Consider the following 22,950-nt stretch of genomic DNA (forward strand, 5'->3'; position numbering starts at 1 on the left):
AAGTCATACCAATCTAGAAAATTAACTGGTCAGGTCTATCCATCTTATCGAGCTCGAGCATATTTTGATGACTCTTTTGGAGCAATCCAAAAATCGATTTCATGCATCGCAGACTTTGAAGATGATGTCGTGGTAATCAGTAAAAGATTGGTTGGCTAAATAGCGTTGCCGCAACCAACGCCATACTTGTCCGGATAGGGTTTAGCTCTGGAGAATAGGGGGGAAGTTTGATGACACTGACATTTAAAGTCATTGGCAATTTCTTCTGTATGCCATCCCGATCCATCCATAATAACGACGGCGTGACGTCCTTCCTACGTGACTGCCGTGCTCCATCATGACGTCTTTATGAATCCAAGGACAATGATAGCCTCACCAATTCCTCTTCTGCGACAGACTGAACCGAACAGATAAGCATACTCAAATTGTTGTTTCTCGGCTCTTGGGCGAGTTGCTTTTTCAGTCCATAAGTGTGTTGTCGTGTTTTGAGCGGGAAGTTATCCATGAAAAGCCCATGTGGTTGGGCAGGTAATAGATAGAGTCAGGGTGGTAGTGCTCGCCAAATTCTTTCACGATATAAGCGAGGATGTCGGAACCAGTCAGTTCTCCGTCTTGTGTATCATTGGCTTTATCTTTTATATTGACTCAATTGTTCTCTTTGCTCGGAAGTTAAGAATGGTGGTTTTCCTGTTCTTGGCTTTTCTTACAGTCCTTCCGGCCCTTCTTCAAAAAAGGTTTGAACCCACTTATTGATACTAGTTCGGCTTACCTTGAGAAACTTGACGATTTGTGTGCGTGAGTCCCGTCATTTGAAATGAGCAAGGGCTAGCAGTTTCATTTTCATGAATAGCCACCGACTTGATAGACACCTTTTAGTTAGACAAAATGACTAACAGAGAGGTGCTTATGAGCAGTAAAAGATATCCAGAAGAATTTAAAATTGAAGCGGTAAAACAGGTCACGGAAAAAGGTCATAGTGTGGCTGATGTTGCCAACCGCTTAGGGACGACTACCCATAGTCTTTATGCTTGGGTGAAGCGCTACGGTCCCGACTCCTCCCAACACCAAGCTCAATCTGATGAAAGTGCCGAAATTCGTAGGCTTCGGAAAGAACTGCAAAGAGTTACCGAAGAGCGGGATATACTAAAAAAAGCCGCGGTGTACTTCGCAAGCCAGTCCGACTGAGGTACGCCTTTATCAAAGCCAACCAGTCAGTTTGGCCTGTTCGACGGATGTGTAAAATCCTTGGGGTTCATCCAAGTGGTTTTTATGCCTGGCTAAAATACCCTGACAGCAAACAAGAGAAACGGCGTAAGTATCTTCTCGGATTTATTAAACAGTTTTGGCTGGAATCAGGTGGGGTTTATGGCTATCGGAAGATATACAGTGACCTACGAGATGAAGGGGAATTCTGTGGAATCAACCAAGTACATAGCTTGATGAAACGAGAAGGCTTACAGTCACAACGCGGGTATCGTAAACCCAGAGCTAAAGCGGGTACTGAACATGTCATTTCGGCTAACAAATTAGCCAGAGAGTTTAATCCAACGGATCCAAACCAATCGTGGGTGACCGATATTACTTATATAAAAACACATGAAGGTTGGTTGTATCTTGCCGTTGTTGTCGATCTTTTTTCTAGAAGAGTGATTGGTTGGTCGATGAAAAGTCGAATAACTAAAGAGTAGGTTTTGGATGCGCTTTTAATGGCTATATGGCGCCGTTCTCCAAGCCAAAAGGTGCTCGTACATTCAGATCAAGGCAGTCAGTATACGAGTCACGACTGGAACAAGTTCTTAAAGCAACATGGACTGGAAGCCAGTATGAGTCGTCGAGGTAATTGTCACGATAATGCTGTGGCAGAAAGTTTTTTCCAGTTACTGAAAAGAGAACGAGTTAAACGAAAAATCTACTCTACACGGGAAGATGCTCGCATGGATATCTTTGAATATATTGAGATGTTCTACAACGTAAAACGCAGGCACGGTTCCAATAATCAATTGTCGCCTGTAGAGTATGAGAAGCAATATGAGAGAAGACTAACTAGTGTCTACTGACTCGGTGGCTATTCATCATCTGAATGGATTTTTGCTGACTTGCGAGCTTTTTAAAGTCGATATGAGGCTATCCATAGCGAATACGTTCTATTGTTGAATGGTCTCAATTAGTTCATATTTTTACTTAGATTGGTATTAGGCTCGGGCTTCGCTCTGAGGAGAGTAGAACGGCGAGGTTTCTAGATAATATTGTTGGTGAAGTCTTCGAATTTTAGAGCATAAAAAAGCAGCCCTAAAGCTGCTTTTTAAATATGGGGAGAATGGAATTAGGCTTCAGTTTGTTCTCTTTGTTCTGCTAAAGAGCTTTGAGCTAGCTTTTCATCTTCCATCTTTTTTTCTTCAGCTTTCGCCTTTTCAATCATTGGTGTAATGGTTGAGCCTTGAATCAGGATAGAGAACACCACAACCGAATAGGTCATTACAAGGATGATCTCTTTTACATCGATCAGCTTGTCTTGAACCACCCAAATCCCTGATGGAATCGAAAGTGCCATTGCTAGCGCTAGGCCGCCACGTAGGCCACCCCAAGTCAGAATTTTTACAGACCATGAGTTATATTTTCTGTAACGTTTAAAGCCTATGTATGAGATAAAGACGCTGAGATAGCGAGAGGCTAGCACCAGAGGGACTGCAATTGCCATCATGATCCAGTCTTCTTCATGGAACTTAAATAGCAGCATCGACATACCAATTAATAGGAATAGCACGCCGTTTAGGAACTCATCTACTAACTCCCAGAAGTGGTCTAGGTGGTCTTCACTCTCTTTAGAGAAGCCAATAAAGCGCGTCCAGTTACCGATCATAATTCCCGACACCACCATTGCAAGTGGGCCTGAAACATGAATGTACTCAGCAAATGCGTAACCTGCTGTAGGAACACCGATGGTAAGTAGTAGCTCCATTGAGTGATCGTCAGTAGCACTGATTAGGTAGTGGAATACTAAGCCCAATAGAAAGCCATAGACGATCCCGCCAATCGCTTCTTGGATGAAGAGTAGAGTGACGCTACCGACTGTTGGTGCTTCTGAGCCAAATGCAATGGTGAAAAGCGTGACGAAAATAACCAAGCCGAAGCCATCATTGAATAGTGACTCCCCTTCGATCTGTGTCGAGATACGTTTAGGTGCATCTAACTTTTTAACGATAGCTAGAACGGCAATCGGGTCGGTAGGCGAGATTAATGCGCCAAATAGCAAGCAGTAAACCAAATCAAACTGTATGCCGATCAGCATACAAAGGCCATAAAGAACAAAGCCGATGAAGAAGGTTGAGAACAGGGTTGCTCCAAGAGCCAATACCGTGATTTCCCACTTTTGATCTTTTAAGTTGGGTAGCTTGATGCCCAAGCCGCCAGCAAAAAGCAAAAATCCAAGGATGCCTTTCAACAAAAAGTCTTCAAAGTTAATCCTTGTTACCGTCTCTGTTGCAATCTCCGTAAGGTGAAACCAGTTGTTTTGACCGGCGATCAAAATAAGTAGAGAAAGAACCATTGAACCAGCTGTAATGGCGATGGTGGTTTGCATCTTTCCTATCTTGCTGTTTACAAAAGCAATTAGCATTGCAGCTGCGGATAGAAAACATAAAGTATGATAGACCGACATAGAGCTCTCTATTTGTAACATTTTATGAATGGAATTCTCGGCTGATGCTGTCTAAATAGCAAACATTTTTTCGGGTTTATTTTGCAAGTTAAGAAGGAGATAAAATAATCATTAAATCTCCATTTAGACGTCTAGACTCCTGAAGTTTGTGTGATAGGATGGAATCATAACTAAAGGAATGAGGCTGTACTGTGGGAAGCAAAGTAAGACAACAGATTGAAGCTCAATTGAAGCAACGTATCTTATTGATTGATGGTGGTATGGGCACCATGATCCAAGGGTACAAACTTGAAGAGCAAGATTACCGAGGAGAGCGCTTTGCCAATTGGCACTGTGATCTAAAAGGCAACAACGACTTGTTGGTGCTAAGCCAGCCTCAACTAATTAAGGAAATCCATAGCGCTTACCTTGAAGCCGGCGCTGATATTCTAGAAACCAATACCTTTAACGCGACCACCATTGCGATGGCTGACTATGAGATGGAAAGCCTGAGTGAAGAGATTAACTTCGCCGCGGCAAAACTGGCTCGTGAAGTTGCCGATGAGTGGACGGCGAAAACGCCTGACAAACCTCGTTACGTTGCAGGTGTACTTGGTCCAACCAACCGAACGTGCTCTATCTCCCCTGATGTGAATGATCCCGGCTACCGCAATGTTTCTTTCGATGAGCTGGTTGAAGCGTATTCCGAGTCAACTCGAGCGTTAATCAGAGGTGGCGCTGATCTTATTTTGATCGAAACTATTTTTGATACATTGAATGCTAAGGCATGTGCCTTTGCTGTCGATTCTGTATTTGAAGAGCTTGGTGTTGCACTGCCTGTCATGATTTCCGGTACGATTACCGACGCTTCGGGGCGCACGTTATCAGGGCAAACCACGGAAGCATTTTACAACTCTCTACGTCATGTAAGGCCGTTATCTTTCGGTCTTAACTGTGCATTGGGGCCAGATGAACTGCGCCCATACGTGGAAGAGCTTTCTCGTATTTCTGAATCATTTGTTTCCGCACACCCTAACGCAGGTTTGCCGAATGCTTTTGGAGAATATGACCTTTCTCCAGAAGATATGGCAGAGCATGTAAAAGAGTGGGCTAGCAGCGGCTTTTTAAATCTGATTGGTGGCTGTTGTGGTACAACGCCGGAGCATATTCGCCAAATGGCGCAGGCCGTTGAAGGTGTTACACCTCGCGCTTTGCCAGATTTGCCTGTTGCTTGTCGTCTCTCCGGATTAGAGCCATTAACGATTGAGAAAGAGACTTTATTCATCAATGTCGGTGAGCGAACTAACGTCACAGGTTCTGCTCGCTTTAAACGTTTGATCAAAGAAGAACAGTATGACGAAGCATTAGAAGTCGCGCGTCAGCAAGTTGAAAATGGTGCCCAAATCATCGACATCAACATGGATGAGGGGATGTTAGACGCACAGGCTTGTATGGTGCGTTTTCTAAACCTATGTGCCTCAGAACCAGAAATCTCCAAAGTGCCAATCATGGTCGACTCTTCCAAATGGGAAGTGATTGAAGCGGGTCTGAAATGCATTCAAGGTAAAGGTATTGTGAACTCTATCTCTTTGAAGGAAGGCAAAGAGAAATTTGTTGAGCAAGCTAAACTGATCCGTCGTTATGGCGCAGCTGTGATCGTCATGGCATTCGATGAGGTTGGTCAGGCAGAAACGCGCGCGCGCAAGCTAGAAATCTGTACAAATGCTTATCGTATTTTGGTAGACGAAGTTGGCTTCCCGCCAGAAGACATTATTTTTGACCCGAACATTTTTGCCGTCGCAACGGGTATTGATGAGCACAACAACTATGCTGTTGATTTTATTGAAGCTGTAGCGGACATCAAGCGCGATTTGCCACACGCGATGATTTCCGGTGGCGTGTCGAACGTGTCTTTCTCTTTCCGCGGTAATAACTACGTTCGTGAAGCAATCCATGCCGTATTCCTTTATCACTGTTTTAAAAACGGTATGGACATGGGCATTGTGAACGCGGGGCAGCTCGAAATTTATGACAACGTACCAGAAAAATTACGAGAAGCAGTAGAAGACGTTGTGCTTAACCGTCGAGATGACGCTACAGAAAGATTGTTGGATATCGCGGCTGAGTACGCAGATAAAGGCGTTGGCAAAGAAGAAGATGCCTCTGCGCTTGAGTGGCGAACTTGGCCTGTCGCAAAACGTTTAGAGCATGCGTTAGTTAAAGGGATCACAGAGTTCATCGTTGCAGACACTGAAGAAGCACGTGTAAATGCGGCAAAGCCACTTGAAGTGATTGAAGGTCCTTTGATGGATGGCATGAACGTGGTGGGTGACCTATTTGGTGAGGGTAAGATGTTCTTACCTCAAGTAGTGAAATCTGCACGTGTAATGAAGCAAGCTGTCGCGCATTTAGAGCCTTTTATTAACGCCGAAAAACAATCTGGTAGCAGTAACGGAAAAATTTTGTTGGCGACAGTGAAGGGTGACGTGCACGACATCGGCAAAAACATTGTAGGCGTTGTACTGCAGTGTAATAACTACGAGATCATCGATCTTGGCGTGATGGTACCGTGTGAAAAGATCTTAAAAGTCGCGCTAGAAGAGAACGTTGATATTATCGGTTTGTCTGGGTTGATTACCCCATCTCTGGATGAAATGGTTCATGTTGCTAAAGAGATGGAACGTCTCAATTTTGATCTTCCGCTTCTGATTGGTGGAGCTACCACATCCAAAGCGCACACCGCCGTTAAGATTGAGCAGAACTACAAAAATCCGGTGGTTTACGTAAACAATGCGTCGCGCGCAGTAGGGGTTTGTTCGTCATTACTCTCCGATGAACGTCGACCTGCCTTTATAGAAAAACTGGATGCAGATTATGAGCGTGTTCGTGACCAACACAATCGTAAGAAGCCGCGTACTAAGCCTGTCACGTTAGAACAAGCGCGTGAAAATAAAATCGCGATAGATTGGGATGCATACACGCCACCAGTTCCTGCAAAACCAGGCCTCCATATTTTTGATGATTTTGATGTCGCAACCTTACGCAAGTATATCGACTGGACGCCGTTTTTCATGACGTGGTCGCTGGTAGGAAAATACCCGACAATCTTCAAACATGAAGAAGTGGGTGAGGAGGCTCAGCGTCTATTCCATGATGCCAATGAGCTGCTTGATCGAGTTGAGCGTGAAGGATTGCTTAAGGCTCGCGGGATATGTGGCCTATTCCCAGCGGCAAGTGTGGGTGATGATATTGAAGTGTACACCGATGAGTCGCGTACCGAGGTTGCTAAAGTATTGCGCAATCTTCGTCAGCAAACAGAAAAGCCTAAAGGCTTTAACTACTGCTTGTCGGATTACATCGCGCCAAAAGAATCTGGCAAACAGGATTGGGTTGGAGCGTTTGCAGTAACTGGCGGTATCGGTGAGCGTGAGTTGGCCGATGAGTACAAAGCGCAAGGCGATGACTACAACGCAATCATGATTCAAGCGGTGGCGGATCGTTTAGCCGAAGCTTTTGCTGAATACTTGCATGAGCGTGTCAGGAAAGAAATTTGGGGCTATGCAGCAGATGAAAATCTATCGAATGATGAGCTCATCCGTGAAAAGTACCAAGGGATCCGTCCTGCACCGGGTTACCCAGCTTGTCCTGAGCATACAGAGAAAGGCCCGCTTTGGGAGTTACTGAATGTTGAAGAGAACATCGGTATGTCACTTACAACGAGCTATGCAATGTATCCGGGGGCATCAGTGTCCGGTTGGTATTTCTCACATCCAGACTCTCGCTATTTTGCGATCGCTCAGATCCAAGATGATCAGCTAGAGAGTTATGCTGATCGTAAAGGTTGGGATAGGATCGAAGCTGAAAAATGGTTGGGGCCAAACATTAACGGCTAAATCAAGTGAACAAGCAATAAAAAGGGCTGCCAATGTGCAGCCCTTTAATTTGTCGTTGTTCCCTCAAAAACCACGTTATGCTTTTGAACCACGGTAGTGGTCACTTGAGGATACAAACCAATGTTATTGTTCGAAGAGCTCTGTATGCAGCTTCTGAATGGCTTGCTTCGCCACCGACTCATTCACAAGGAAGCACAGGTTATGAGGGCTTGCTCCATAACAGATCATGCGTAAGTTCAAATCTTCTAGCGTACCAAACACTTGCTTCGCATAGCCTTTACGTTCACTCATCTTGTTACCAATCAAGGCTACCAAACAAAGGCCATGTTCTACTTCGACCTTACACAACTCTTCCAACTCTTCACGTGCTGCTTGAGGAAGTTGTGGTGCGCCGCCTGAGGTATCAGTTTGATCCAGTGTGAGTGACACACTGATTTCTGATGTGGTGATAAGGTCTACCGAAATTTTGTGCTTGGCTAAAATCTCAAATACTTTTGCTAAGAAGCCGTACGCATGGAACATGTTCGCACTACGTAGAGTGACCATCGTTTGATTACAACGCAGAGCGAGGGCGCGAAACAGTGGTGAGCTTTCGACTTGATGACGAATCCACGTGCCACCTTTTTCTGGTTCTTTAGATGAGCCAACAAAAACCGGGATATCATGGCGCAGAGCAGGGACCAGTGTTGATGGGTGTAATATTTTCGCGCCAAAGTTAGCCATTTCAGAGGCTTCACTAAAACTGATCTCTGGGATTGGTGACGCTTTTGGTGCGATGCGAGGATCGGTCGTGTAAATACCAGGAACATCTGTCCAAATTTCAAGTCCAGATGCTTTCACACCTTCAGCAATCAAGGCTGCACTGTAGTCGCTACCACCACGGCCTAACGTTGTTGTATTGCCTTCTTCGTCAGAGCCAATGAAGCCCTGTGTGATGACGACAGAATCAAGACATAAAGGGATAAGCTTCTCTTGGGCTAGTTGAGCAATGGCTTTGATATTCGGTTCTGCGCGACCAAAGTTGTCGTCGGTTCTTAGCACTTCACGAATATCAAATCGCACTGCATTGATACCACGCTCTCGCATGAGTTGCGCCAAAATGTGCGTCGACATTAACTCACCACATGCCACAAGGTGGTCGGTCAGTTTGGTGTTTGCTTGAATTGAGGCGGCTTCTGCAAGGCTGGTCACGGTATCTAAAATTCCGTACACCTCTGAAGAAGCTTCTGTCGCATCTTCCAATTGAGCCAAAATGGAATCATGGATCTCAGCTAGGTTTTTTAGTAACTCAGCACGGTGTTCCTGATCTTGAACGCCATTGGCCAGTTCTACCAAGATGTTGGTTACCCCAGAGCAAGCGCTGCTAACAACAAGGCGAGTATTTGGATTGTTTTCGATGATGGTGGCACAACGACTCATTGCCTCAAAATTGGCAACACTGGTCCCACCGAATTTAGCTACGTTAAATGCGCTCACTGCGTTTCTCCCACGACTTCCTAAAAAATATACACATCCAATGTTTTGTGAGGAAAGGAACAGAGCAAAAAGAGAGGTAGTTAGATTGTCATTTGAAAATGTACCCTCAGAAGCTCTTCATCAGACGGTGCTGATGACAGTTGATGGGACTCAACCCAAGTCAACCGACAAGCCAAACCCTGCAATTTTGACTTACCTCGGCACTACTCCCCCTGAATGATTGGTATTGGAATTGCGGTTCCACAAATCATCTGCCTGGGCAGTGCTCCTCTTCTACATAAAGCTCAAACATTGAACGGTTTTGACGTCACAATGTCAATCAATATTTCAACCAGAATGATGGTTTTTATTAACGAAATTGTGACAGTGGTTTGACCTCTATACTTAGGGCTAATTGCCGTGTGCAACAAAATACATTAGTGTGAAACCTTTGATGTCTGAATGTATTGCTAATCGAAATAAAAATTGCTCCTGTTTTCTGGTGAACGACTTGTTAAATAATTCAAGTGAGTTTTCTTGCAAAGAATGAAGAGTGACGATGTTTTGATGGCAAATAATTCTAAAAATGACTTCTTTCAGGCTAAATGACTGCAATCAAGGAGCTGACATGCCGATCCAAAGCTTTATTCCCCCTCACCGAATTTTAATGGGCCCTGGTCCTTCCGATGTTTATCCGCAGGTATTGCAAGCCCTTAGCCGTCCAACGGTTGGTCATTTAGACCCTCTGTTTATCGCGATGATGGATGAGCTTAAACAGCTGTTGAAATACGCTTTTCAAACCGAAAATGAGTTCACTATTGCGGTTTCTGCTCCAGGCAGTGCTGGGATGGAGACTTGTTTCGTTAACTTGATCGAGAAAGGTGACAAAGTCATCGTTTGTCGAAACGGTGTCTTTGGCGAGCGCATGCGTGAAAACGTTATTCGTGCTGGTGGTGAAGTGGTGCTAGTCGATGATGAATGGGGTGCGCCTGCTTCAGTAGATAAAGTTGAACAAGCACTACAGCAACATCCTGATACAAAAATTCTGGCTTTTGTGCATGCTGAGACATCAACCGGTGCTGTCAGTGATGCACAAACTCTAGGTAAGTTAGCCAAGCAATATAATGTGTTGTCGATTGTGGACGCCGTTACATCGTTAGGCGGCGTACCGTTAAAAGTTGATGAATGGCAGCTTGATGCTGTGTACTCGGGCAGTCAAAAGTGTTTGTCGTGTGTGCCTGGCTTGTCTCCGGTGACGCTGTCTCCGGCTGCTATCGAAAAAATTCAATCGCGCACTACGCCAGTTCAAAGTTGGTTCCTCGATCAAAGCTTAGTGTTGGGATACTGGAGTGGGGAAGGTAAGCGTAGCTACCATCACACCGCTCCAGTGAATAGCCTATATGCATTGCATGAAGCGCTGCTTGTGTTACAGAACGAGGGGCTTGAGAACGCGTGGGCTCGCCATCAATTGATGCATGAGAAGTTGAAAGATGGTCTTCAGAAACTGGGTTTTGAATTTGTGGTGGAAGAATCTTACCGTTTACCTCAATTGAACGCGATTTATGTGCCGGAAGGGATCGATGAAGCGAAAGTTCGCGCGCATCTACTTGAAACTTACAACCTTGAAATTGGTGCAGGGCTAGGTGCGTTAGCTGGCAAAGCATGGCGTATTGGATTGATGGGATACGGTGCTCGCGCGGAAAATGTCGCGCTGTGCTTGAAGGCTCTGGAAGAGTCTTTAACTGAGTAAGAGTTGCGCATTAGAGCGTCTCAAGAGCTTGGAACTCAGAGTTTTTCTCATTACTCATAGACCAACAGGGCCTAAAATCATTGGGCTGAAAGCAAAAAAGCGAAGGAAGTCCTTCGCTTTTTTGTTTGTCTATTCCGCATCAGACACGCTAGTCGTTGCCGATTGGGCTTGTGAAGGTGGTTGATAATTTACTTGGCTAAAGTCGATGTTCGGAAATAGGAATTGAGCCTCAGCACGAATTTGTTCTGCTTTACTGCTGTCATCCAGTCCTTGATAAGCCAAGATCAAGTTATTGTAGAACGCAGGGCGTGGCTTATCTTTAATGATCTGCAATGACCAATCAATATAAGGTTGAATCAAACTTGGATCTTGCTTGTACAGACCAATATTCAAAAAGGTACTGTAAACGTCCCAGTCAAATCTGTCTTTCCATACGACCGGGTTACTTACCTGATTCAAAATATCAGGGTTAGTTGGTCGCGTAGTTTCGAACTTCGTCAGAATGTAGTTCGTGTGTAGTGCGCTCACCATATAGAAGGTAAACACGGCCGGAATTACCAAGCTAAAAACGCGCAGTAGACTTTTGGTCACTTTGCTAAACCCAACTTGGCGATAGCGCGAGACACGCTGGTCGACCCAATACAGCAAAATGATGAAAATCAGCCAGTGCACGAGAGAGTGATAAAACGGATATTCCAACTGAGAGTGAAGTACGATAGGAATGAATAACGCAAGCAACGCTAGGCGTGTGCCACGTTTGGCTTGATAAATCCGATGTAAAACCAATCCCATTGCGAGGATTATGCCTAATACAGGCAGAAGCCCACCTTCTACGCCCCAGTACAACATTTCATTGTGTGGATGATCCATCGATGGCAAGCCTGCAGGATAGTTCTCATTCAGCGCATGCTGGCGCGCAGTGTACAGCATGTACTCAGATTCAAACTTACCGTAACCGTAGCCAGTGAACGGTTTCTCGATCACCATATCCAAGGTTTGAGGGAAAGTGTACGCTCGAGGCGATTCCATATTCACTTTCTCTGTCGCCAGTCCACTTCCGTCCGGGAATGCAATGCTCATTACAACGAACGAGAGCACCAAGCCCGTAACCAAAGCTGCGATCCAGCGAATAAAGCGGCCTTTGGTTGCAAAGCGATACATATACGGAATCACTAACAACAAACCGATGATGGTCGCTAGCCATCCTGTGCGCGAAGCTAACGCGACAATCAACGGCAAGGTAACAACAGGTACGGCATATAAAAGGTAAACGTCGCTTAGCTTACGTGAGTACTTATAGGGTTGACGAGCTAGAAGGTAACTGGCAATGACTAATCCAGTAGCGAGAAAGCTAGCCATCACATTTGGTTGCTGAAAGATCCCGTACGGACGGTTAGCAATCGTGTCGTAGCCGAAAGGATTCCCTGGTTTTAGAAAAAGATATTGTGTCAGACCAAATAGAGCTTCAATCACGACAGCCAGTACGATGAACCAAAGTAACCGTTGGCGATGCTTATTACTGAAATGAAATTGCTGTAAGACAACAAAAAACAGGAAACCACTCCACAGGCCGATAAGTTTGTTCGCTGCCAGAGTGCTGTCCGCATTGGGGTAGAATACTGGCAACGTCATGATGATCGCGCTGATCAGTAACCCGATGGTTAGCTTTGAATAGCGTAAAATGCGGTTACTCGCGAGCTGATAGCAACCGATACCTAACGCAAAGCTAAATGCAATCCACGTTGTTGCGTTGAAGGATAAGGCTAACCCTGACCCACCTGGATTGGGCATAAAAAAGTGCATGGCCAGTAAAAACAGAACGGCCAAGGCGATGAGAAACTTGCGATTGAGAGGAACTTGTACTTTTTCAGGAGAAAGTTTGGTTCCACTTACATGTATAGTAGCCATATATATTGCGTTGTTTTGAATGAAAAAAGACCAGCATTGGCTGGTCTTTGTACTTTACCCGTTTTTTCTATTTCAACATAGGCTTAAGGAATCGAGCTGTGTGCGAACCTTCGATCTGAGACACATCTTCTGGTGTTCCCTGGGCAATGATCTCTCCGCCGCCTTGTCCACCCTCTGGTCCTAAGTCGATGATCCAGTCTGCTGTTTTGATGACGTCCAAGTTATGTTCGATAACCACAACGGTATTCCCGTGATCGCGCAGGCGATGAAGTACGGTCAACAACTGCTGAATGTCATGGAAATGCAGACCAGTTGTCGGCTCATCCAGAATGTACAAGGTTTTACCCGTATCACGCTTGGATAGCTCTCTTGCCAATTTCACTCGCTGCGCTTCGCCGCCTGATAATGTGGTTGCCGCTTGACCTAAACGAATGTAAGACAGACCAACGTCCATTAGAGTTTGCAGCTTGCGGGCAATCGCAGGAACAGGATCGAAGAAGGTGCGAGCATCCTCGACGGTCATTTCCAGTACTTCATCGATGGTTTTGCCTTTGTAGCGTACTTCCAGTGTTTCGCGGTTATAGCGCTTCCCTTTACACACATCACATGGCACGTACACGTCTGGTAAGAAGTGCATCTCGACTTTGATAACACCATCCCCCTGACAAGCTTCACAGCGACCACCACGAACGTTAAAACTAAAGCGGCCAGGTTTGTAACCACGTGAACGTGATTCCTGCGTACCAGCAAACAGCTCGCGAATAGGGGTAAAGATTCCCGTGTACGTCGCAGGGTTCGAGCGTGGTGTTCGGCCAATTGGGCTTTGATCGATGTCGATAACCTTATCGAAATGTTCTAGACCTTTAATCGACTTATAAGGCGATGGGTGTGCAGTAGTAGCGCCATTGAGTTGGGTGTGTGCAATTTTGAAGAACGTATCGTTGATCAAGGTTGATTTACCGGAGCCAGACACGCCAGTAATACAGCTAAACAATCCGACAGGAATAGACAAGTCGACGTTCTTCAGGTTGTTACCTGTTGCGCCTAGTAGCTCGACGGTTTTCTTGGGATCGCGAGGGGTACGCTCTTTAGGGACTACTATCTCTTTTGCGCCACTTAGATACTGACCTGTGAGAGAGTTCGGGTTGGCGATGATCTCATCCATCGTTCCTTCGGCAACCACATTACCACCGTGTACCCCCGCTCCCGGGCCAATATCAATCACGTGATCGGCACAGCGAATGGCATCTTCATCGTGTTCTACCACGAGTACGGTATTACCTAAATCGCGCAAATGAGTCAGTGTTTTTAGGAGTCGTTCGTTATCACGCTGGTGGAGGCCAATTGACGGTTCATCTAAGACGTACATGACACCAACAAGACCTGCACCAATTTGGCTCGCTAAGCGAATGCGTTGTGCTTCGCCACCGGATAGCGTCTCTGCACTCCGGGATAAATTAAGGTAGTTCAAGCCCACATTTACAAGGAACTGTAGACGATCATTGATCTCCTTCATGACCTTTTCTGCGATTTGCGCACGTTGACCTTCTAGCTTGAGTGTTTGGAAGAAGGTAAGGGCATCTGCAATACTGAGCTCAACGATCTCAGGTAAGGCAGTATCGGCAATAAATACATTACGTGCTTCAAGGCGTAGACGAGTACCGCCACAGCTTGAGCATGATTTTGTCGAGATGTATTTAGCTAACTCTTCTCGAACCGAGTTGGACTCGGTATCGCGGTAACGACGTTCAAGCGTATTTAAAATCCCTTCGAATGGGTGGCGCTTTACACGAATGTCGCCGCGATCATTGATGTACTTAAACTCGATCTCGGTGCGACCTGAGCCTTTGAGAATAACGTCTTGCGTTTTCTTTGGCAGAGAGTTGAACGGAGCATGCAAATCAAATCCATAATGATCCGCCAATGAAGTCAGCATTTGGAAGTAATAGTAATTCTTTTGATCCCAACCACGAATGGCACCTTGTGCCAAACTGAGTGAATCATCTTGAATCACTCGGCTTGGATCAAAATACTGTTGTACACCTAAGCCATCACAAGTTCCACACGCGCCTGCTGGGTTGTTAAATGAGAACAATCTCGGTTCCAGCTCTTGCATGCTGTAGCCACATTGCGGACAAGCGAAGTTCGCGGAAAAGATGATTTCTTCCCCATCGCCATCCATCGGAGCAACCACCGCAATACCACCAGAAAGCTCTAGCGTCGTCTCAAATGACTCTGCTAAACGTTGTTGCAGATCTGGGCGAACTTTGAATCGGTCGACCACGACTTCAATGGTGTGTTTTTTGTGTAGCTCCAGTGTTGGAGGATCTGAAAGATCGCAAGTTTCGCCGTCAATACGCGCTCGAATAAAACCTTGTGCGGCAAGGTTTTCTAGTGTTTTTACATGCTCACCTTTGCGCTCTTTTACGATTGGAGCAAGCAGCATCATTTTGCTGCCTTCTGGCAGTTCCAGTACTTTATCCACCATCTGGCTGACAGTTTGTGCGGCTAATGGGGCGTGGTGAGTAGGACAGCGTGGTTCACCAACACGAGCGTAAAGCAGACGTAGGTAGTCGTAAACTTCGGTGATGGTACCGACGGTTGAGCGAGGGTTATGAGATGTCGATTTTTGTTCAATAGAAATCGCCGGTGATAAACCTTCGATATGGTCGACATCTGGTTTTTCCATAAGAGACAAAAACTGACGAGCATAAGCAGACAGTGATTCGACATAACGTCGTTGGCCTTCTGCATATAAGGTATCGAATGCGAGAGAGGACTTACCGGAGCCGCTTAACCCAGTAATTACTGTCAGTTTATCGCGAGGAATAGTCAGATTGATGTCTTTGAGGTTATGGGTTCGGGCACCGCGAACTTCTATTTTATCCATCATTTTTGCTCTATGTATAACCAAGTTGGGCAAGTATTACATAGTGTGAGAAATGTGCAAAGGAATACTGGACAAAAAAACAGTAAACAAAAAGCCCGGTATAAAACCGGGCTTTAGAGTCTAGGCTGATGAAAGGTTTACACTTCTTTCTTTGTCGCGTGCTTACCTAATTCAGACTTCTTTTCATCTTTTAGGTACAAGTTTTCGAAACAGTAGTTTGTTGCTTCAATGTAGCCTTCTACGCTACCGCAATCAAAGCGCTTACCTTTGAATTTATATGCGAGAACACAACCTGCTTTTGCTTGTTTCAGCAGCGCATCCGTAATTTGGATTTCACCACCTTTACCTGGTTCTGTGTTTTCGATCAGTTCAAAAATATCAGGGGTAAGGATGTAACGACCAATGATCGCAAGATTGCTTGGCGCTGTGCCTGGTTCTGGTTTTTCTACCATGTCATCTACGCGGTAGATGTCATCTTTGATCATTTCACCAGAAATCACGCCGTATTTGTGCGTCTCGTCAGCAGGTACTTCTTGTACTGCCACGATAGAACAGCGGAATTGCTTAAACAGCGCAACCATTTGAGCAAGAACGCCTTCTTCCTCGTTCACACACAAGTCATCGGCAAGTACTACAGCGAAAGGTTCATCACCAACCAGTTCACGACCCGTTAGAATCGCGTGACCTAGACCTTTCATTTCACGTTGGCGAATGTAGGTAAAGTTCGCTGATTCAATGATCTCACGAATATCGACAAGTAACTCTTCTTTGTTGGTACCACTAATTTGGTGCTCAAGCTCGTAGTTCTTATCAAAGTGATCCATGATTGAGTGTTTGCCACGGCCTGTCACAATACACATACCGTTCATACCAGCTTGAATTGCCTCTTCAACGCCGTATTCAATCAACGGTTTGTTCACTACTGGCATCATTTCTTTTGGCATTGATTTTGTCGCTGGAAGAAAGCGCGTGCCGTAGCCTGCAGCAGGGAACAGACATTTTTTAATCATTGGGGGAATATCCTTTCTCGTCATTATCAAGAATCTGCGCAACACTTTAACACGAGAGTCGCGCATGAATCATGAATAAAGTAGGAAAAAATGTGAGACGCAGTGCGGAAAAAAGCATGATCAGTCAGGCCGTGCCGCTGTTGAGGAGCTATGTCTAACAATAATCAGGAAACTTACCCTCTCCTTGTGTTCACTATTCGACTCGCTGGGCTCGTAATCTCTGGTTCTATTAGTCGTCTTAATACATGAATGTAAGGTTAAGACATCAAGTTTTGATCGGCCCAAGCAATGGCTTGAACTCGGTTTTTCACCGAGAGCTTTTTGAAGATCTGATACAGGTGCGACTTGATCGTAAATTCGCTAACAAACAGTTCTTCTGCCATCTGGCTATTCGATGCCCCTGCTTGCAGACAACGCAGCACTTGCAGTTCACGAATGGTGAGATCGACGGTTGCTGGCGCGGTGTGAGTATTTATCACATTTCGATAGTAGTGCAGCAGTTGGCTGGTTACGTTGCGTGGTAGCCAGTTTTGCCCGTTGACAATGCCTTTCAGTCCTTCGCCTACTTGTTCTAAAGAATCTTCGCTGTAAAACAAGCCTTTTAATTGACCGAAGGCGAGCAGTTCATCCGTAGTGAGGCGCTTTGGAACGTTGAACACGACCGTCTCAAAGTTCTTCCAAACCAATGGCAGGTTTTTAATCGATTGAACGAGTGATTTATGTTCACTGAAGTCAATGAGTAGAATTTTATTTCGATGTTCGGGTTTCGCTTCCATTAGGGCATCGGTTGAGATTACAGGAATGCTCATATCGATGTACTTTTCTAATGATGCGACTTTCTGCGCAGCATCGTCTTCCATACTAATCAGAAATAGCTTTCTTGCGTAAGCCGACTTTCTCACGTGTTCAAATCTCCCAAGGTTCAGTAGAGGCCGTAAGTTGGCATTAAAGTATGGGGAGAGCTATAGCTTTGGTGAATAAATGCGTTGAGATTCAAAGGTTCACGAATGAAGTCTGCAACGCGAATCAAAAATGCTACATATGAAAGTTGAACTGAGATTTTGGTTCTAGCGTAGGGCGTGATCGAACACAATGGCATTGGGCTTTAACCAAAACATCAAAGCGTGTATTCTATTGCGCTAAAATTAATATACAGATCCAGAGTGAAACGGAGCACATCATGGCCAGCCGTGGAATTAACAAAGTTATTTTGGTGGGGAATCTAGGTAACGACCCTGAAATTCGTTACATGCCTAATGGCGGTGCGGTAGCAAACATCACGATTGCTACTTCTGAGTCATGGCGTGACAAAGCGACTGGCGAACAGCGCGAAAAAACAGAATGGCACCGTGTTGTGTTGTTCGGTAAGTTGGCAGAAGTTGCTGGTGAATACCTGCGTAAAGGTTCACAAGTTTACGTTGAAGGCCAACTTCAAACTCGTAAATGGCAAGACCAAAGTGGCCAAGATCGCTACTCAACAGAAGTTGTGGTTCAAGGTTTCAATGGCGTAATGCAAATGCTTGGTGGCCGTGCTCAAGGTGGCGCTCCTGCAATGGGCGGTCAACAACAGCAGCAAGGCGGTTGGGGTCAACCTCAACAACCGGCTCAGCAGCAATACAATGCACCTCAACAGCAGCAACAGGCTCCGCAGCAACCACAGCAGCAATACAACGAGCCACCAATGGATTTTGATGACGATATTCCGTTTTAAATCCCTGCTATGTTTGAATCGAAAAGGCCGCGAATATCGCGGCTTTTTTATTGCCTGAATTCAGCATGTGAGCCCGATCTTTTTAATCACTTCGCACTAACGATAAAGCTTATCAATGAAAGCAATTCTCTATATGCTTCCAACTCTCACAATCAGACTAATCCGATTGTTTGCCGAGCACTTATCAAGTATAAATATTTCAATAAGGTATATGATGAATAGAAAAGGAATTTGGTATTCATGAGGTATACCCCAACTCTTAAGCTAAGCACGCGGCTGGTGGCTTTTGTCACCATGATCGTTATATGCGCAATGTTTATCTTGTTTGTCGGCGGCACCCTCTCTTTCAAACGACTTGGGCAAGAATATCTTACCCACTACTTGGAAGGGATTGTCGAGGTTGTTGATAAAGAGATGGAAGATCCTGATGCAGCTTATTCTATGCAGCGTTGGATGCCCAAAATGTTGCAAGCAAGCAACATCGTTGAAATGACGCTCTCGACAAGCAACGCCGTCGTTTATCGGTTCAAAGACACTTCGCATCAAATAGAAGCGTCGGCCTTGTTTGAAACTGAGTACCAGCTAACTCACAATCAAGACTATGTCATCCGCTTTAAAGCCATCCCTCCTTACTTAGGTTACAGCTACTCCATGCAGGCGTTGTGGTCGATCACTCTCGCCGTTATTTTGATCATCTTTTGTTTGATGCGCGGTGTTGCGTGGCTAAAAGAGCAGCTTGCTGGTTCAGAAATGCTGGAAGAGCGAGGAAGAATGATCTTGGCGGGGCGAGTTGAGCAATACGCCAAGGGAGATAAAAAAGAGTGGCCTTACACCGCGAGTGAAGCACTCGATGTGTTGATCGAAGAATTACAGGATGCGCGTCAGGAGCGCAGCCGCTTTGATACCTTTATCCGCACTCAAACTTTTCTCGATAAGCTCACTGGAACAGCCAATCGAGTGCTCTTTGATAGCAAGCTGGAATCGGCTCTTTTAGAGAGTGGCGCACGTGGCGCGGTCTTGCTGATTCGTATTCAAGATTGGAAGCTCGTGGAAGAAGAGCAAGATAAGCAAATCACCGACGAGTTTATTGTTGAAGTCGGCAGCTTGTTATCCAATTTAGTGCAGCGTTACCCAGACGTGGTGTTCTCTCGTTATTACGATGCCGATTTTGCACTGTTCTTACCTCATCAAAGCGCCAAAGATGTTGCCAACTTGGCCTCACAATGTATTCGTCAACTAGAGAAACTTACGCCGCCAGATCCGCTCGACCCCGACAACTGGTGCCATATTGGTATCACTATGTACAAAGAGGGAGAGCGACACAGCCAAATTATTGATGAGGCGGAAACGGCACTCAGAAGTGCGCAGCTACAAAACAACAATAACTGGAGCCGTTTTAAGAAATGGAACCACGATGAAGAAGCGCGCGGAAGTGTGAGATGGCGTACGTTATTTGATACGGCACTTACATCAGAAAATGTGATACTCTACGCACAATCGGTTCACTCAATAAGTGATGCGACGCATAAAAAAGCCTTACACGAAGAGTTAACATGTCGAATTCGGGATCCTGAAAATGGCATTGTTAAAGCGTCCCGGTTTATCTCTGCTATCAGACAAGTGGGCTATGAAGCTCAAATGGATAGAGCTGTACTTCATAAATTCTTAAAAGACTTTAAAGAGAATTTTGACAGCTCTAAAAATTATGCTCTAAATCTAAATGTGACGCCTTTTTCGAGTCGCGAATACTTCAAGTGGTTTCGTGATGAACTTTTACAGTTGTCACGCGAGCAGAGAAAGTGTCTCAATTTTGAGTTTGTGGAAGCACAATTTGTAAGACACTTAGACTTTATGCGACCAGTCGCTAAAATGCTGGCCGGTTTGGGATGCCATCTCATGGTGGGGCAAGCGGGACGAACCATCGTCAGCACTCACTACCTAAAAGAAGTGGACATTCGTTATCTCAAGCTTCATCGCAGCTTGGTAGCAAAAATCGATCAGCGACATGAGAACCAGCTTTTTGTCCGCAGTATGCTAGGTGCAGCGGCGAACAGCAAAACCAAAATCATAGCAGTGGGAATTGAGAATCAACAAGAGCTAAACACGCTTCTTGAATTAGGTGTGTACGGCGGACAAGGACGCTATTTTTCTGCAGAGCAGCAATATCTTCCTCGCCCACAAACAGCGCAACATTCTCAATCAGAATCCCAAGTTAAATTGGGAAGACGAAATCGCTGGCGGAAAAAATAAAGATAATAATCATGGAATTTAAAGCAGTATTCGACAAGCTGATGCGATCATCTGGTGGTGGTCGCTCTTGCTTTTTGGTTATTCAGCCAGACGCAGTTTATTTATCATCACCAGCTAAAAGTGGCCGTCCGTCTCAGTTTGAAATTTCTGAATCAAATTGGGAACGCGCTGTTGAGCAAGCGTTAAGCGTTGCCGCGAGCGCTTATGATTCTCTGACCGTAGTGCTGTCACACAACTACTATCAGATGTATCAAATTGACAAGCCAGCCATGCCACGCCAAGAGTGGTCGGCGGCGCTGCCGTTTTTACTCAAAGAGCTTATTTCTGAGCGTGCCATCGACATCATCGCTGATGCGGTAGAGCTACCAAACTCAAGTAAAGTGCAAGCTTATGTTTTATCAAGAAAGATGCTTGATAAAATTGTGCTACTGGCTAGTCGTGCTCAATTGCCGTTAGAAGCGATCATTCCGGAAGATGATGTTTGGGGTGATACCGCTGGTGAGCTTGGTAACTTTTTGTTGCTGCAACGTAGCGCGCGTGGGCATTTCCGCATCAGTGCTTTTGTTGAGCACACCATTGCATTCCATCGTTCGATTCGTAGCGTGACACCTCCTCTTACTGGCGTACCGTCAAGCGAGCTACAGATGGACAGTTTGTCTCTGGAGCTGCAACGTTCGATAGATTACCTCTCTGCTCAGCTTCGTCAGGTTCAGTTACACCAATTGAAAGTGTGCTGTGATGAAGAAGATGAGAACGAATTGGTTCAGTCGCTTAACTACCGCTTAAGCACCAAAGTGTCGTCACTACTGCCTGAAGAACATGAACTCTCTGGTCATGTGCTTGCGGATGCGGCGGCGGCGTCTACAAATCGACGCGTCAATCTATATCCTGATCATTTAAAGCCGAAAAAAGATCTCCTTACGCTAAAAAATGTGGCGATTTCTTGGGGTGCGGCTGCGGCTGTGATTCTGTTGTCTTACGGCTACGTGTCTTGGCAAAGTGAAGGTTTGGAAGATGAAATCGCGATTGTGAAAGGCAAGGGCGATATTCTTAAATCTGACTTAGATTACTACCAAGTGAAGCTGCGAAAGCATCAGCCTGATCCAAATAAGTTAGCGGCTAAAGCGCGTCTAGAGCGTGAAGTCAAAGCTAAGCGAGACTCCTTGAAAGCGGTGGGCAAGTACGATGATTCGCAACGCACGGGTTACTCAGGTGTGATGCAGTCATTAGCAAAATTGGGCAACCAAGAAATCTCTTTATCCGAAATTCGCATCAACAACAACATCTTGGATTTAAAAGGCTTAGCGAAAGCTCCGAGTTCAGTGCCGAGTTGGGTAAGCCAGTTCAAGAATGAGATCAGTCTTGTTGGGAGAACATTTGACGACGTGAAAATCGGTCGCAATGAGAAAGACATAGTGACGTTTGAGTTGAAAACGCGCGAGGATAAAGAGAAATGAACGAATTCTGGAGCTCATTAGAAGAGCGCTTTGGAGACATGAGCGCGCGCGAGAAAATGCTGGTGGCGCTGTGTGGCTTCGTGACCGTAGTTATGTTGCTGTTTACGTTGGTGCTAGAACCTAAGCTCAATCAGATCTCAAACAATGAAAGACAGCTGAGTAACTTAAAGCAGTCAAACCAAAAAACAGAAATTGATATTTTACGTGTTAAGGCTCAATTGAAGAAAGATCCAAACACAGATATTGATTTGGAAATTTCCAACCTGTTGACGGAAAGTCAGCATCTTTCGATGCAGTTGTCGCAAATTATTGAACACTTGGTAACGCCTTCACAAATGGCGGGCGTATTAGAGAGCGTATTAGAGCAGCAAAGTGGCATTCACTTGGTGTCATTGCAGACTCTGCCATCTGAGCCGATCACAGAAGATAAAGAAGCATCACAATACTCTGGCTACTACGTACACCCTGTGCGTATGGAGCTAACTGGTGACTACTTTTCTATCGCCAACTACTTAAACAAGTTAGAGAGCTTACCTGCCAGCTATTTTTGGCGTAGCTTCAGTTACAAAGTAGAAGAATATCCAAAAGCGAAGTTAGTGCTTGAAGTGTACACATTAGGTTCTCGAGAGGAGTTTATCGGTGGTTAAAAAACTCATTATCTCAATCGCGGCTATCGCCTTGTCTGGTTCAGTCTTGGCAAATCAGGATCCAACTGCACCACTTGGTTGGCAAAAACCAGCAGAGGTGTCTGCCAAGCCCAAAGCAAAACAATACCGCTTGCCGACACTGAACAGCATTGTCTGTAAGCCAAATACCGAATGTGTCGCAATCATGAATAACCGACTTGTCGAACAGGGTGAACTGTTTAACGGTTATCGAGTAGCAAGCATCAATAGTGAATTTGTAACTTTAAAGCGTGGTAGCCGTCAGTGGAACCTTGAGCTTTTTGGTTTAAACGTAAAAAAATAATAACCAGAGCCTGATCAGAT

14 protein-coding genes, 1 pseudogene and 1 riboswitch are annotated in these 22,950 nt (G+C 45.3%); of the genes and pseudogenes, 8 read left to right on the forward strand and 7 right to left on the reverse strand.

Annotation, left to right across the window (positions count from 1 at the left end; all coding sequences use genetic code 11):
- Nucleotides 1–459 precede the first annotated feature (459 nt).
- On the reverse strand, nt 460–573 hold the full coding sequence (locus ACF8CV_RS00065) for a DNA-binding protein (RefSeq protein WP_023583877.1): 114 nt from the start codon (nt 571–573) through the stop codon (nt 460–462).
- Nucleotides 574–906: 333 nt separating this feature from the next.
- On the opposite strand from ACF8CV_RS00065, the pseudogene ACF8CV_RS00070 reads away from it, so the two are divergent.
- Nucleotides 907–2,057 (forward strand): annotated as a pseudogene (locus tag ACF8CV_RS00070) (IS3 family transposase).
- Between the two features lie 266 nt (nt 2,058–2,323).
- Here ACF8CV_RS00070 and ACF8CV_RS00075 read toward each other — a convergent pair.
- Nucleotides 2,324–3,658, reverse strand: coding sequence for a sodium:proton antiporter (locus ACF8CV_RS00075; RefSeq protein WP_020841345.1), 1,335 nt, complete (start codon nt 3,656–3,658; stop codon nt 2,324–2,326).
- Nucleotides 3,659–3,849: 191 nt separating this feature from the next.
- Here ACF8CV_RS00075 and metH point away from each other — a divergent pair, with 191 nt between their 5' ends.
- Complete coding sequence (metH, locus tag ACF8CV_RS00080; protein WP_138938540.1) at nt 3,850–7,530, forward strand: methionine synthase; 3,681 nt, start codon at nt 3,850–3,852, stop codon at nt 7,528–7,530.
- A gap of 123 nt (nt 7,531–7,653) precedes the next feature.
- Here metH and lysC read toward each other — a convergent pair whose 3' ends face one another.
- Complete coding sequence (gene lysC / locus ACF8CV_RS00085; protein ID WP_138938539.1) at nt 7,654–9,006, reverse strand: lysine-sensitive aspartokinase 3; 1,353 nt, start codon at nt 9,004–9,006, stop codon at nt 7,654–7,656.
- Nucleotides 9,007–9,108: 102 nt separating this feature from the next.
- Nucleotides 9,109–9,287: riboswitch (Lysine riboswitch) on the reverse strand.
- 326 nt (nt 9,288–9,613) lie between these two features.
- On the opposite strand from lysC, the gene ACF8CV_RS00090 reads away from it, so the two are divergent.
- A complete protein-coding gene (locus ACF8CV_RS00090; protein WP_138938538.1) occupies nt 9,614–10,735 on the forward strand; it encodes an alanine--glyoxylate aminotransferase family protein in 1,122 nt (373 codons plus the stop codon).
- Between the two features lie 129 nt (nt 10,736–10,864).
- Here the strand turns inward: ACF8CV_RS00090 and ACF8CV_RS00095 are convergent, their stop codons facing one another.
- The 4 genes from ACF8CV_RS00095 to ACF8CV_RS00110 all read right to left on the reverse strand — a co-directional run bounded on the left by ACF8CV_RS00095 (nt 10,865) and on the right by ACF8CV_RS00110 (nt 17,445).
- Nucleotides 10,865–12,643, reverse strand: a complete 1,779-nt coding sequence (locus ACF8CV_RS00095) for a PglL family O-oligosaccharyltransferase (protein ID WP_025541508.1) — start codon at nt 12,641–12,643, stop codon at nt 10,865–10,867.
- 67 nt (nt 12,644–12,710) lie between these two features.
- Nucleotides 12,711–15,533 carry an excinuclease ABC subunit UvrA gene (gene uvrA, locus ACF8CV_RS00100; protein WP_138938546.1) on the reverse strand — a complete coding sequence of 941 codons (2,823 nt, stop codon included), beginning with the start codon at nt 15,531–15,533 and terminating at the stop codon, nt 12,711–12,713.
- A 137-nt stretch (nt 15,534–15,670) separates the two neighbouring features.
- The gene (gene galU, locus ACF8CV_RS00105; RefSeq protein WP_005466627.1) at nt 15,671–16,543 is read right to left on the reverse strand and encodes a UTP--glucose-1-phosphate uridylyltransferase GalU; all 873 of its coding nucleotides are present in this window, start codon (nt 16,541–16,543) and stop codon (nt 15,671–15,673) included.
- A gap of 257 nt (nt 16,544–16,800) precedes the next feature.
- Nucleotides 16,801–17,445: a LuxR C-terminal-related transcriptional regulator gene (locus tag ACF8CV_RS00110; protein WP_005480993.1), complete on the reverse strand. Its 645-nt coding sequence runs from the start codon at nt 17,443–17,445 to the stop codon at nt 16,801–16,803.
- A 278-nt stretch (nt 17,446–17,723) separates the two neighbouring features.
- Between ACF8CV_RS00110 and ACF8CV_RS00115 the strand changes: the two genes are divergently transcribed.
- The 5 genes from ACF8CV_RS00115 (at nt 17,724) to ACF8CV_RS00135 (ending at nt 22,930) form a co-directional block, all read left to right on the forward strand.
- Complete coding sequence (locus ACF8CV_RS00115; protein WP_005466625.1) at nt 17,724–18,254, forward strand: single-stranded DNA-binding protein; 531 nt, start codon at nt 17,724–17,726, stop codon at nt 18,252–18,254.
- Between the two features lie 240 nt (nt 18,255–18,494).
- Nucleotides 18,495–20,504 (forward strand): RNase E specificity factor CsrD, encoded by a 2,010-nt coding sequence (gene csrD / locus ACF8CV_RS00120; RefSeq protein WP_025503697.1) that lies wholly within the window; start codon nt 18,495–18,497, stop codon nt 20,502–20,504.
- Between the two features lie 11 nt (nt 20,505–20,515).
- Nucleotides 20,516–21,961 (forward strand): hypothetical protein, encoded by a 1,446-nt coding sequence (locus ACF8CV_RS00125; RefSeq protein WP_015297339.1) that lies wholly within the window; start codon nt 20,516–20,518, stop codon nt 21,959–21,961.
- Entirely contained in the window at nt 21,958–22,608 is a 651-nt protein-coding gene (gene gspM / locus ACF8CV_RS00130; protein ID WP_031855949.1) for a type II secretion system protein GspM, read from the forward strand. Before ACF8CV_RS00125 ends, gspM begins: the two co-directional genes overlap by 4 nt.
- A complete protein-coding gene (locus tag ACF8CV_RS00135) occupies nt 22,601–22,930 on the forward strand; it encodes an MSHA biogenesis protein MshK (protein WP_005481006.1) in 330 nt (109 codons plus the stop codon). The genes gspM and ACF8CV_RS00135 overlap by 8 nt, the downstream gene beginning before the upstream one ends.
- Nucleotides 22,931–22,950 lie beyond the last annotated feature (20 nt).

Origin of the sequence: Vibrio sp. zbq_1 (genome assembly GCF_043102935.1) — a bacterium.
Lineage (GTDB): Bacteria > Pseudomonadota > Gammaproteobacteria > Enterobacterales > Vibrionaceae > Vibrio > Vibrio parahaemolyticus.